The 12,713-nt window shown below is 68.8% G+C and carries 13 protein-coding genes; 5 read left to right on the top strand and 8 right to left on the bottom strand.

Going from position 1 to position 12,713, the window contains the following annotated elements; all coding sequences use genetic code 11:
* The 5 genes from EJ903_RS20390 (at nt 1) to era (ending at nt 3,891) form a co-directional block, all read left to right on the top strand.
* Complete coding sequence (locus tag EJ903_RS20390) at nt 1–735, top strand: pyridoxine 5'-phosphate synthase (RefSeq protein ID WP_126618879.1); 735 nt, start codon at nt 1–3, stop codon at nt 733–735.
* Complete coding sequence (gene acpS / locus EJ903_RS20385) at nt 732–1,217, top strand: holo-ACP synthase (protein WP_126618877.1); 486 nt, start codon at nt 732–734, stop codon at nt 1,215–1,217. Before EJ903_RS20390 ends, acpS begins: the two co-directional genes overlap by 4 nt.
* Nucleotides 1,214–1,981 carry a signal peptidase I gene (lepB, locus tag EJ903_RS20380; RefSeq protein WP_126618875.1) on the top strand — a complete coding sequence of 256 codons (768 nt, stop codon included), beginning with the start codon at nt 1,214–1,216 and terminating at the stop codon, nt 1,979–1,981. The genes acpS and lepB overlap by 4 nt, the downstream gene beginning before the upstream one ends.
* A 16-nt stretch (nt 1,982–1,997) precedes the next feature.
* Nucleotides 1,998–2,741, top strand: coding sequence for a ribonuclease III (rnc, locus tag EJ903_RS20375; protein ID WP_126618944.1), 744 nt, complete (start codon nt 1,998–2,000; stop codon nt 2,739–2,741).
* A 235-nt stretch (nt 2,742–2,976) separates the two neighbouring features.
* A complete protein-coding gene (era, locus tag EJ903_RS20370) occupies nt 2,977–3,891 on the top strand; it encodes a GTPase Era (RefSeq protein WP_126618942.1) in 915 nt (304 codons plus the stop codon).
* Between the two features lie 88 nt (nt 3,892–3,979).
* On the opposite strand, the gene EJ903_RS20365 is transcribed toward era, so the two are convergent.
* From EJ903_RS20365 to EJ903_RS20330, 8 genes are all read right to left on the bottom strand, one after another.
* A complete protein-coding gene (locus EJ903_RS20365; RefSeq protein ID WP_126618873.1) occupies nt 3,980–4,984 on the bottom strand; it encodes an ABC transporter ATP-binding protein in 1,005 nt (334 codons plus the stop codon).
* Nucleotides 4,984–6,000 carry an ABC transporter ATP-binding protein gene (locus EJ903_RS20360; protein ID WP_126618871.1) on the bottom strand — a complete coding sequence of 339 codons (1,017 nt, stop codon included), beginning with the start codon at nt 5,998–6,000 and terminating at the stop codon, nt 4,984–4,986. The genes EJ903_RS20365 and EJ903_RS20360 overlap by 1 nt, the downstream gene beginning before the upstream one ends.
* Before the next feature lie 39 nt (nt 6,001–6,039).
* Nucleotides 6,040–7,098 (bottom strand): D-TA family PLP-dependent enzyme, encoded by a 1,059-nt coding sequence (locus EJ903_RS20355; RefSeq protein ID WP_126618869.1) that lies wholly within the window; start codon nt 7,096–7,098, stop codon nt 6,040–6,042.
* Between the two features lie 84 nt (nt 7,099–7,182).
* Nucleotides 7,183–7,566 carry a RidA family protein gene (locus tag EJ903_RS20350; protein WP_126618867.1) on the bottom strand — a complete coding sequence of 128 codons (384 nt, stop codon included), beginning with the start codon at nt 7,564–7,566 and terminating at the stop codon, nt 7,183–7,185.
* 48 nt (nt 7,567–7,614) lie between these two features.
* Nucleotides 7,615–9,222, bottom strand: coding sequence for an N-acyl-D-amino-acid deacylase family protein (locus EJ903_RS20345; RefSeq protein ID WP_246015798.1), 1,608 nt, complete (start codon nt 9,220–9,222; stop codon nt 7,615–7,617).
* Entirely contained in the window at nt 9,222–10,121 is a 900-nt protein-coding gene (locus tag EJ903_RS20340) for an ABC transporter permease (protein WP_126618859.1), read from the bottom strand. The genes EJ903_RS20345 and EJ903_RS20340 overlap by 1 nt, the downstream gene beginning before the upstream one ends.
* Before the next feature lie 14 nt (nt 10,122–10,135).
* Nucleotides 10,136–11,077 carry an ABC transporter permease gene (locus EJ903_RS20335; RefSeq protein WP_126618857.1) on the bottom strand — a complete coding sequence of 314 codons (942 nt, stop codon included), beginning with the start codon at nt 11,075–11,077 and terminating at the stop codon, nt 10,136–10,138.
* Nucleotides 11,078–11,154: 77 nt separating this feature from the next.
* Nucleotides 11,155–12,711, bottom strand: a complete 1,557-nt coding sequence (locus EJ903_RS20330; RefSeq protein ID WP_126618856.1) for an ABC transporter substrate-binding protein — start codon at nt 12,709–12,711, stop codon at nt 11,155–11,157.
* Nucleotides 12,712–12,713 lie beyond the last annotated feature (2 nt).

Genomic DNA, 12,713 nt, shown 5'->3' with positions numbered 1-12,713 from the left:
ATGTCCCGTTTTCTGCGCCTTGGCGTGAACATCGATCATGTCGCCACCGTCCGCAACGCGCGCGGCGGGGCGCATCCCGGTCCTGTGCGCGCCGCGCTGCTGGCGATTCAGGCTGGGGCCGATGGCATCACCGCCCATCTGCGCGAGGACCGGCGGCACATCCGCGACCACGACATCGAACGGCTGATGGCCGCCATCGACCGCCCGCTGAATTTCGAAATGGCCGCAACCGACGAGATGCTGGCCATCGCCCTGCGCCACAAGCCGCACGCCGCCTGTCTGGTCCCGGAAAAGCGGACGGAGGTGACGACCGAAGGCGGGTTGGACGTGATCGGCGCGTTCGACGCGCTGCGCCGCCCGGTGGGTGAGCTGTCGGCGGCGGGCATCCGCGTCTCGCTGTTCATCGACCCCGACGCCGCGCAGCTCGACGCCGCCAAGGCGCTGGGCGCGCCGGTGGTGGAGCTGCACACGGGGGCCTATTGCGACGCCGAGACGATGGAGGAGCGGGCGCGGGAGTTGTCGCGCATCGTCCGCGCCGCCGCCCACGCCGAGGCCATCGGGCTGGAATGCCACGCCGGGCATGGCTTGAGCTACGACACCGTCGGGCCGGTCGCCGCCATCGCCACCATTGTTGAGCTGAACATCGGCCATTTCCTGATCGGCGAGGCCATTTTCGGCGGTCTGGCCGACGCCATCGCGCGGATGCGCGCGGCGATGGACGCCGCCCGCTCATGATCGCTGCGGGCGCGCCTCTGTCCGGTGTCATTTTGGGCATCGGCAACGATCTGATCGACATCCGGCGCATTGAAAAATCGCTGGACCGCTTTGGCGCGCGCTTCATCGACCGGGTGTTCACCGAGGTCGAACAGGCCAAATCCGAACGGCGGGCCGACGCCGCCGGGCGGCACAGCGCGCGGGCGTCCAGCTACGCCAAGCGCTTCGCCGCGAAGGAAGCCTGCTCCAAGGCGCTGGGGACCGGCTTCCGCCACGGCGTGTTCTGGCGCGACATGGGGGTGGTCAATCTGCCCACCGGCCAGCCGACCCTGCGCCTGACCGGCGGCGCGCTGGCCCGGTTGGAGGCGATGACCCCGCCCGGCATGCGCCCCGTCATCCATGTGACGCTGACCGACGAGTACCCGATGGCCGAGGCCTTCGTCATCATCAGCGCCCAGACCCTTCCGCTTTCCGCAGCCACCGAAACGGCGAATCCAGCATGACCTTCCAGAAGCAGACGGCGTCCGACGCCAAGCCCAAGGACTCCGGCTTTGTCGAAACGGTGAAAACGGTGTTTTTCGCCGTGCTGATCGCCTTCGGCGTCCGCACCTTCGCGTTCGAACCCTTCAACATCCCGTCCGGCTCGATGATCCCGACCCTGCTGGTCGGCGATTACCTGTTCGTGTCGAAATTCTCCTACGGCTACAGCAAGCACACGGTCGGTTTCGGCCTGCCGCTGTTCGACGGGCGCGTGATGGGCAGCCTGCCGGAACGCGGCGACGTGGCGGTGTTCAAGCTGCCGCGCGACAACAAGACCGACTACATCAAGCGCGTGATCGGCCTGCCCGGTGACAGCGTGCAGGTGATCGGCGGCGTGCTGCACATCAACGGCCAGCCGGTGAAGCGCGAGAAGATCGAGGATTACGTCTCGACCGACGGCTTGGGCCGGACGATCCGCACCACCCAATACAACGAAACCCTGCCCAACGGCCGCGTGCATCGGATCATCGAGGAGTCGGACAACGGCCCGCTCGACAACACGCCGCTGTTCAAGGTGCCGGACGGCCATCTGTTCATGATGGGCGACAACCGCGACAACTCGCTGGACAGCCGGGTGCCGGGGCAGGTCGGCTTCGTGCCGGTGGAAAATCTGGTGGGCCGGGCCGAGTTCCTGTTCTTCTCGCTGGACGAGGGAACCCGTTTCTATGAGATCTGGCGCTGGCCGGTCGATCTGCGCTTCAGCCGTCTGTTCAGCGGAGTCCGGTGATTTGTCTTCTTCGAATATGACCGACGGGCCGGGCGAGGGCCTGGACCTTGCCGCCCTGGCCCGTGCGCTTGGTCATGAGTTTGCCGATCCCAGCCTGCTGGAAGACGCCGTCACCCACCCCAGCCTGATGGGGCTGGAACGCACGCCGCGCGCCGCGCGGCGGGGCGGGCGCGGGCCGGGCATCGCCTATGAGCGGTTGGAGTTTCTGGGCGACCGGGTGGTCGGCCTGATCGTCGCCGAATGGCTGCTGGAACGTTACCCGGAGGAGCGCGAAGGGGCGCTGGCCAAGCGTCACGCGTCGCTTGTCCGCCGGGAATCGCTGGGCCGGGTGGCCGACCGCATCGGGTTGGGTGCCTACTTGCGCATGTCCCCGGCGGAGGCGCAGAGTGGTGGCCGTGGCAACCGCACCATCCTGGGCGACGCCTGCGAGGCGGTGATCGGCGCGCTGTATCTGGACGCCGGGCTGGACGCCGCCACGCGCTTCGTGCGCGGCGCGCTGGCCGAGCAGATCGACAAGCCGACGCCGCCGCCGCTGGATTCCAAGACGGCGTTGCAGGAATGGGCGCAGGGGCGGGGCAAGCCGCTGCCGAGCTATGAGTTGATCGACCAGAGTGGACCGGCGCACGAGCCGGTGTTCGTCGTGGCGGTCCGGGTCGAGGGGATGGATCCCGTCACCGGTTCCGGATCGTCCAAGCGTGTTGCGGAAAAGAAGGCGGCCAGCGCGTTGCTGAGCCAGGTGGGAGTGCAGGTCGATGACTGACGGTCGCGACGACATCGACAACGAGTTTGCGGACTCGATCACAGGGGCTGCGTCCAAGGATGGGGCGCAGGAGGTTCAGGCGCATGAGGATGACGCGCTGACGGATGACGCGCGCGACGGCGAGTCGGCGCTCGACGACGAGGACGCGTGGGACGACGAGGATGAGGAGTATGGCGACGACGATGAGGACGACGAGGACGATGACCGTCCCGGCGTGCCGATCGAGTTGCCGCCGCTGGGCGCGCAGCCCGACCATCCGCGTTGCGGCTTCGTCGCCCTGGTGGGCGCGCCCAACGCCGGGAAATCGACGCTGCTGAACGCGATGATCGGCAGCAAGGTGTCGATCGTCAGCCCGAAGGTGCAGACCACGCGCACCCGCGTGCTGGGCATCACCATCGTTGGCGACAGCCAGCTGATCTTTGTCGACACCCCCGGCATCTTCAAGCCCAAGCGCCGCCTGGACCGCGCCATGGTCGCGGCCGCGTGGCAGGGGGCGGAGGACGCCGACGTCATCGGCGTGCTCTATGACGTGTCGCGCCGGGGGGTGGACGACGACACGCTCGGCATCATCGAACGGTTGAAGGAACAGGGGCGCAAGGCCATCCTGATCCTGAACAAGATCGATCTGGTCAAGCGCGACGTGCTGCTGGGCATCGCCGACGGCTTCCGGGAATCGGGGGTGTTCACCGACACCTTCATGATCTCGGCGGCGAACGACGATGGCGTGACCCATCTGCGCAACTTCCTGGCCGAACGCCTGCCGGAAGGGCCGTGGCATTTCCCGGAGGATCAAATCTCCGACATGCCGATGCGGCTGCTGTCGGCGGAAATCACCCGTGAAAAGCTGTTCCTTCAGCTTCATCAGGAGCTTCCCTATTCCGCCACGGTCGAAACCGAGGTGTGGGAGGAGTTCGACGACGGGTCGGTGAAGATCTCCCAGGTCATCTTCGTCCAGCGCGAAAGCCAGAAGGCCATCGTTCTGGGCAAGGGCGGCCAGCGCATCAAATCGCTGGGTCTGGCGGCGCGCACCGAACTGCAAGCCATGCTGGAACGCCGCGTGCACCTGATCCTGTTCGTCAAGGTGCGCGAGGATTGGGTGGACGACCCCGAGCGTTACTCGGCCTGGGGCCTGGATTTCAGCGCCTCCTGACCGGACACGGCGCACGGCAAAAATGGCCGCGACGGAACGACCGTCGCGGCCCTTTTTTGTTCGGCCACAGCTCGGCGATCCCCGCCGGTCACACCACCGCGCTGGCCGGGGCCGGAATGTCGTCGCGGATGCAGGCGACGTGGTGGCCGGGGGCAACCTCCCGCATGGCGCGGGCGGCGGGTTCGGCGCAGGCGGGCAGGGCGAAGGGGCAGCGGGTGCGGAAGACGCAGCCCGACGGCGGGTTCATCGGGCTGGGGATGTCGCCGTCCAGCAGCACCCGGTTGCGCGGGGCGTCCGGGTCGGGCGTGGGGGCCGCCGACAGCAGGGCCAGCGTGTAGGGGTGGCGCGGGCGGTCGTACAGGGATTCGCTGGGCGCGATCTCCATCATCCGACCCAGATACATCACCGCCACCCGGTCGCTGATGTAGCGCACCACCGCCAGATCATGGGCGATGAACAGCACCGCCAGCCCCAATTCCTGCTGAAGATCGCGCAGCAGATTGACCACCTGGGCCTGCACCGACACGTCGAGCGCCGACACCGGTTCGTCGGCGACGATGAAGTCCGGCTCCACGGCCAGGGCGCGGGCGATGCCGATGCGCTGGCGCTGGCCGCCGGAAAACTCGTGCGGGAAACGGTCCATCGCGTCGGCGGTCAGGCCGACCTTGTGCAAGAGCGCGGCGATGCGGTCGCGCCGATCCTCCTTGGTGCCAATGCCGTGGATGTCCAGCGCCTCGCCGATCACGTCGCGCACGCGCTGGCGCGGGTCGAGGCTGGCGTAGGGATCCTGGAACACGATCTGCATGCGGCGGCGCTGCGCCCGCATCGCGTCCTTCGACAGGCCGGTGATCTCCTGCCCGTCGAAACGGATCGACCCGGCGGTCGGCTCCAGCAGGCGCAGGATGCTGCGCCCGGCGGTGGTCTTGCCCGATCCGGATTCCCCGACCAGCCCGACGACCTCGCCCCGGTGGATGTCGAGCGACAGATCGTCCACGGCGTTGACCCAGGCGACCGGGCGTTGCAGCAGGCCGCCCCGGATGGGGAAACGCTTTTGCAGGTTGCGGATGCGCAGCAGCGGTTCGGCGTTCGTCATCAGATCTCCCTCCAGCGGCGGCAGCGGGCGGTGTGGCCGGGTTCGACCAGCTCCAGCGCGGGTTCCTCGGCGGTGGTGCAGGCGGGTTGCGCGTGGGCGCAGCGCGGGGCGAAGACGCAGCCGCCGGGCCGCGCCGTCGGGCTGGGAACCGTGCCGGGGATCGCCTCCAGCCGGGCCGACGCGCCCTTGCCCTGGCCCAGATGCGGCATGCAGGCCAGCAGGCCGCGCGTGTAGGGGTGGCGGGGGTTCTTGAACAGCGACCGCACGTCGCCCTCCTCCACCACCCGCCCGGCGTACATCACCGCCACCCGGTGGGCGATCTCGGCGACGACGCCCAGATTGTGGGTGATGAACAGGATGGAGGTGCCGGTGTCGGCCTGAAGCCGCCGCATCAGGTCGAGGATCTGCGCCTGGATGGTGACGTCGAGCGCGGTGGTCGGCTCGTCGGCGATCAGCAGGGTGGGGCGGCAGGCCAGCGCCATGGCGATTATCACCCGCTGGCGCATGCCGCCGGACATCTGGTGCGGGTATTCGTCGATCCGCCGGTCCGCCGCCGGGATGCCGACCATTTTCAGCATCGCCAAGGCCGCCGCGCGGGCGGCGGGCCGGTCGAGCTTCTGGTGCAGGCGCAGCGTTTCGCCGATCTGGTCGCCGACGGTGTAGACCGGGTTCAACGAGGTCATCGGCTCTTGAAAGATCATGCCGATCTCGTTGCCCCGGATTTTGCGCATCAGCGATTCCGGGGCCTTGGCCAGATCATGCACCGAGCCGTCGCGGCGGCGGAACAGGATCTCCCCTCCGGCGATCCGGCCCGGCGGCGATTGGATCAGCCGCATGGTCGACAGGCTGGTGACGGATTTGCCGCTGCCCGATTCACCGACCACGGCCAGGGTTTCGTTGCGGCGGACGGTGAAGGACACGCCGTCCACCGCCTTCGACACGCCCCGGTCGGTGGCGAAGTGGGTTTGCAGATTGCGGATGTCGAGCGTGACGTCGCTGTCGGTGAGCGTGGCCATCGGCGTGCCTTCCCTTGTCACTGGTCCTGGTCGCACGGTTCAGCGGGTGCAGCCGCGCGCGGCGACCGGCCATTCGCCGATCAACTCGCCGCCGCGCGTCACCGCCATGGCGTCGTGCAGGTTGGTGACGACGCAGACATGGTTCGGCAGGATGCGCACGCGGTCGCCGATGGCGGGCTTGACGGCGCAGCGCGACAGATCGACGACGGCGTGCTCCTCGTTCACGCGGGTGATGACGGCGTCGGGGTAATCGAGGATCAGGCCGAAGCCGTCGCCCACCGACGGGGCCACCCGGTCGCTCGACAGGGTTTTCGATCCGCTGTCGAGGATGGCGCGGTCGGGTGTGGGGCGGCTGACGACGGTGGCGCGCACATGCACGGCGCACTCGTCCAACGTCGCCACCCCGGCCCCGACGGTGGCGCGGTCCTGATAGATGTAGGTGCCGACGCGCAGTTCGGTCACGCCGGGCAGGCTGTGGGTGTCCCAGCAGCCGGGGGTTCCGCCGACCGACACGGTGGTGATCGGAATCGCCGCCTGCTCGAACAGGGTGCGGGCGGCGGTGACGAAGGGGACGGTCTGCGGGCCGCGCGGGTAGGTCATCAGGCCCCGGAAGGCGAGCGGGCCGTTGCCGTGGGCGCGGCGGGCCAGCGCCAGCGCCTCGTCCGGCGTCTGCACGCCGCAGCGGCCATCGCCGCTGTCAAATTCGATGAGGATGCCGATCTCCACCCCGGCCTGATGGGCGGCGGCGGCCACGGTGTCGAGCGCCACGGCGTTGTCCAACGACACGGTCAACCGGGTCTTGCGCGCCAGTTCGGCCAGCGGGGCGATCTTGGACGCGCCGACGATGGGGTAGGTGATCAGGATGTCGGCGCACCCGGCCTCGGCCATCACCAGGGCTTCGGAAATCTTCTGGCAGGTGATGCCGGCGGCCCCCAACTCGATCTGGCGGCGGGCGAATTGCGGCAGCTTGTGGGTCTTGATGTGCGGGCGCAGCGCCAACCCGTGCTGGTCGCAATAGCGCTGCATCTTGGTGAGGTTGTGCTCCACCCGGTCGAGGTCGATGACGGGAACGGGGGTGTCGAGATCGTCAACGCGCATGGCGGGCGGCTCCGGGGATCGGGGAAAAAGCCCCCCTCGCAAAGGGGATCTGGGAACCGCGAGGGGGGTGGAGGAGTGGAGATGTTACGCCGACGGCAGCACGGCGACGCAGTCGATTTCGACCTGGATGCCGTTCAGCACGCAGCCGATGGTGGTGCGGGCGGGCGGAGCGTCCGGGAAAAACTCGGTGTAGAGGGCGTTGTATTCCTGGAACCGCCCGAGATCGCTGAGGTAGCTGTTGACCTTGACGACGTGCGCCAGATCGGTCCCGGCGGCCTTCAGGATGATCTCCAGATTGCGCAGGGTCTGGCGGACCTCCTCGGCGAAGGTCGGCGGCAACTCACCGGTCTCCGGGTGGTGCGGCCCCTGGCCCGAGACATAGACGAAGCCGTTGGCGATGATGGCGTGGCTGTATTGGCCGGCGGGCTTGGCACCCTTTTCGGCGAAAATCGGCTGACGGTTGGTCATGAATCCTCACAGGTGAAAAAACGGTGAAGGGGTTGAGCGCTGACGGGATCAGCGGGCGGCGCGCGTCAGCGTCTTGCCGGGGCGCGCGCCGGTCGGTGCGCCGTTGCGCCGGACAAAGGTTCCGGCGACGAGCACGTCGGTGACGCCGTGGGGCGGCTGCGTCGGGTCCTGGAAGGTCGCGCGGTCGCAGACGTCGGCGGTGAACAGGGTCAGGTCGGCGGTCAGGCCGGGGCGCAGCAGTCCGCGCGTGGACAGGCCAAAGCGTTGGGCTGGAACGGCGGTCATGTGCCGCACCGCCTCCTCCAGCCGCAAGCCGCCCTCGCCCCGCTGGGCGCGGGCGAGGTAGCGCGGGAAGCTGCCGAAGGCGCGCGGGTGCGGTTTGCCGGTCTCGCGCGGCAGCCCGTCCGACCCCAGCATGTGCAGCGGGTGCGACAGGGCGGCGTCGAGGTCGCCGGTGTCGAGCTGGAACATGACGATGTTGGTCTGGCCCCGGTCGGCGGCGATCAGCCAGGCCAGCGCGTCGAACGCGGCGGTGCGGCGGTCGTCGGCGATCTCGGCCAGCGAACGACCCTCCAGCGGGCGCAGATCCTCCGCACCGACGCCACCGATCCGCACATTTTCCCAACCGATCAGGCGGATCTTGGATTCCCAACCGGGATCGGCCGGGGCGTCGCCCTCCTCGACCGCGCGGCGCAGGGCGGCGCGGTTGTCGGCGTCGGCCAGCCGGGCGAGCAGCGCCTCCACCCCACCCGCCAAGGCCGAGGGCGGCAGCAGTTGCAGGATGGTGCTGGACCCGGCGGGGTAGGGGTACATGTCGAAGCTGACGTCCACCCCGCCCTTGCGGGCGATCTCCAACCGGTCGATGGCGCGCGGCAGGCTGCCCCAATAGGGCCGCCCGGCGGCCTGAAGATGGGACAGCAGGCCGCTGGCCTTGCCGCTGGTCAGCAGATCGACGAACTCGTCCACCGAGGCGATCAACCCGCCCTCGTAGGAGCGGACATGCGCGGTCAGCAGCGCGCCGTGGGCGGCGACCACCTCGGTCAGGCGCAGCAGCTCCGCCCGGTCGGCCCAGGCGCTGGGCGGATAGACCAACCCCAGCGACAGGCCATGCGCACCCTGCGCCAACTGGTCGGCCAGCAGGGCGGCCATCGCCTCCCGCTCCTCCGCCGTGGCCGGGCGGTTCTGCCAGCCCATCACCGCCAGACGCAGGGCGGCGTGGCCGACCAGCGAAATCAGGTTGATGGCGACCCCGCGCCCGTCCACCGCCGCGCGGTAGGCGGCGAAATCGGCGAAGCTTTCCTCCGGGGCGACCCGACCCAGCAGGTTGCCGAAATGCTCGCGCAGGGCGTCGGCGCTGGCCGGGCGCTGCGGGTACAGCCCGAAGGAGCAGTTGCCGACCACCACCCCGGTCACGCCCTGCGCCACCTTTTCCGGGCGGTCAGGCTGGCGCAGATAAACGAGGTCGTCGTGGGCGTGGGCGTCGATGAAGCCGGGGGCGAGATAACGCTCGTCGGCGTCGATCACCTCGGCGTCGCCCGCCTCCAGGTTGGGGCCGATGGCGGCGATGCGGTCGCCCTCGGTCAACAGGTCGGCGCGAAACCAGGGCGCGCCGGTCCCGTCGATCACGCGGGCGTTGCGGATCAGGATGGGGCGCATCACGACACCTTTTGCAGGCGGGGGTCGAGCGCGTCGCGCAGCCCGTCGCCGACGATCTGGAGCGCCAGCACCGTCAGCACGATGGCCAGACCGGGGAACAGCACCAGCCAATCGGCCTGTTGGAAATACTGCTGCGCCCCGGCGATCATGTTGCCCCAGGTCGGCGTCGTCGGCGGCACGCCCACGCCCAGGAAGGACAGGGCGGCTTCGGTCAGGATGGCGTAGGCGAAAATGAAGGTCGCCTGGACGATGATCGGCGAGATCAGGTTGGGCAGGATGTGGCCGAAGACGATGCGCGGGGTGGAGGCCCCCAGCGCGGTGGCCGCCTCGACATAGGGCATCTCGCGCACCACCAGGGCGGCGGCGCGGACGACGCGGGCCACGCGCGGGGTGTAGACAATGCCCAGCGCCAACACGACGTTGTAGAGCGACGGCCCCAGTCCGGCCATGAAGGCGATGGCGAGCAGAATGTCGGGGAACGCCATCAGCGCGTCGGTCAGCCGCATCACCGCGCCATCCAGCGCGCGGACATAGCCCGCCATCAGCCCCATCAGCGTGCCGAGCGTCACCGCGACCACCACCACCAGCAGCCCGACCAGCAGCGACAGTTGCGCCCCCTGCATGATGCGGGACAGCACGTCGCGCCCGAATTCGTCGGTGCCGAACAGGTGCCCGGCGGCGGGCGGCTTCATCCGGTTGAGGATGTCCATCTTCATCGGGTCGTAGGGCACCAGCCACGGGGCCAGCGCGGCGATGGCCAGGATCGCGGCGAGGATGGCGAGGGCGACGACCACCAGCGGGCGGCGCAGCAGTTGGCGCAGCAGCAGCGCCATCGGCGACCGGCCTTGCGCGGAGGATCCACCGCCAACGGCGGGGGCGGCGCTGGGAAGGCTTGCCATGACGGCCCCCTTTCTCAGTAACGGACGCGCGGATCGACCACCGCGTAAAGCAGATCGACCGACAGGTTGATGAGGACGTAGATGCCCGAGACGACCAGCAAGGCCCCCTGGATCACCGGGTAATCCCGGCGCAGCACGGCGGACACGATCAGGTTGCCGACACCGGGCAGGCCGAAGACGGTTTCCGTCACGATGGCCCCGGCGATCATCACGGCGGCGGTCAGGCCGATCACGGTCAGGATCGGGATCATCGCGTTGCGCAGCGCGTGTTTCAGCACCACGACCAGCGGCGACAACCCCTTGGCCCGCGCGGTCCGCACGTAATCGTCGCTCAGGACATCCAGCATGCTGGTGCGGGTGAAGCGCAGGATCAGGGCGGAGTTGGGGATGCCCAGCGCCACGGCGGGCAGCACCAGATGGCGCAGCCGTTCCCCCAGGCTGGCGTCGGGCGGGCCGTAACCGGCGACCGGAAACCACGGCAGATCGACGGCCAGATACTTGATGAGCGTCAGGCCGATCCAGAAGCTGGGCACGCTGGCGGCCAGCATGGCGATGCCGATGGCGGTCTGATCGACCCAGCGCCCGCGCATCGCCGCCGACAGGATGCCCACCGGCACGCCGATGGCCACGGCGATGCTGACCGACATCAGCGTCAGCAGGGCGGTCAGCTCCGACCGTTCGGCCAGCGCCTGGGCGACCGGGCGGTTGAGGAAGATCGACTCACCCAGATCGAAATGGGCGATCTGGCCGAGATAAATGAGGAATTGGCTGTAGAGCGGCTGATCCAGCCCCAAACGCCCGCGCAGGGCGGCGATGTCGTCCGGGGTGGCCGACGATCCCAGCATGACGGCGGCCGGATCGCCCGGCACGACGCGGGCGATCACGAAGACCACCGCCGCGACGATCAGCATGACCAGCATCATGCCGGCAAGCCGGCGTGCGACGTAAACAAACATGGCTGTGGTCCCGTCTGTGCGCCGCCCCCTGACCACCGAAGCGGACGGGGGGCGGCAGGGCGTGAAGAAAACGGCCCTCAGTTCGACAGTTCGGCGTTCCAGAAGAACGGCCAGGGGGCCGGGGTGTAGCCCTTCAGCTTGTCGGTGGCGGCGGCGAGGTTGTAGAAATCGCCGACCTTGATGCTCGGCACTTCGGTGTAGAAGCGGTTCTGCAAGGCCACCCACTTGTCCTTGCGGGCGTTCGCGTCGGTTTCGCGGTTGAAGGCGGCGAGCGCGTCGCGCTTCTCCGCGCTGTCCCACCAGCCGGGGTAGCTGGGGTTCAGGACGGTGATGAGCGAGGGTTCCGGCACGAAGGTGTGATAGGTGAAGAAGGCGTCCCACGCCTTTTCATCGCCGCGCTTCTGCAGCAGCGTCGCCCAATCCAACACCTGCAAATCCACGGTGAAGCCCGCCGCCTGCAACTGGGCCTGGGCGACCAGGCTCATCTTGTAGAGGAAGTCATACTGGGTGGAGGTCATGATGCGGATCGGCTCGCCCTTGTACCCCGCCGTCTTGCGCAGTTCGGCGGCCTTCTTCGGGCTGCCCTCGCGGTAGGGCTTGGCGCTGGCCGCATCGTAATAGGGCGTGCCCTGGCTGTAGATCGAGCCTTCGGCGGCGAAGAAGGCCGGATCGCCGAAGCCCGCCAGCATCATGTCGCCGGGGCCGACCGCCGCCAACACCGCCTGGCGCAGCGTCTGGTTGGCCATGACGCCGGTCTTGGTGTTCATGATCATCAGCGGGAAGCCGAAGGGCTTGACGATCACCGGCTTGACGCTGGTCGAGGTCTTGAAGCGGCCCAGCATTTCGGCGGGCAGGCTGTCGGCGAACTGGTATTGACCGGCCAGCATTCCGGCGACGCGGGTGGCGGCGTTGGGGACCGGGACGAAGCGCACCTCGCCGATCTTGGCCGCGCGCGCGCCGCCATAGCCGCTCGCCGGGCCGGTGGGGGAGGCGTAGCCGTCGAAACGAACCAAACGGATGTGCTGGTCGGGCTTGTGCTCCAACAGCTTGTAGGGGCCGGTGCCGACGAACTGCTTCAGGGGCGCGGCCCCATCGATGACGCTGCGCGGCACGATGGCGGCGGCCCCGTTGCTCATCGCCAGCAGCGACAGCAGCGGGGTGTAGGGATCCTTCAACGTCAGGGTGACGGTGGTCGGGTTGGTGACGGTGATGGCCTCGATCATCGGCGCGACGCTCTTGCCGCGCGGCGACAGCTTGGTCCAGCGCTCCAGCGACGCGGCCACATCCTCGGCGGTCATGGCGCTGCCGTCGTGGAAGGTCACGCCGCTGCGCAACGGAAAGGCGTAGCTCTTGCCGTCCGCGCCGATGGTCGGCAGGGCGGAGGCCAGCAGCGGCGTCACCTTCCAATCGGCGTCGAAGGTGTAGAGCGTCTCGAACACATGCTGGGTGATGATGCTGACCAGATCGGAGGTGACGCCGACGGGGTCGAGCGTGGGCGGTTCGCCAATCGTCGCCACCGTGACGACGGAGGACGGCTGTTGCGCCAGCGCGACGCCGACCGGTGTGGCAAAGGCGCTGGCCAGCAGCGTGGCCCCCAGCAAGGTGGTGTGCAGGCTACGGGTGAACGGCTTCATCG

Source organism: Azospirillum griseum (genome assembly GCF_003966125.1).
Classification (GTDB): domain Bacteria; phylum Pseudomonadota; class Alphaproteobacteria; order Azospirillales; family Azospirillaceae; genus Azospirillum; species Azospirillum griseum.
This window is presented reverse-complemented; position numbering and strand designations above follow the sequence as displayed.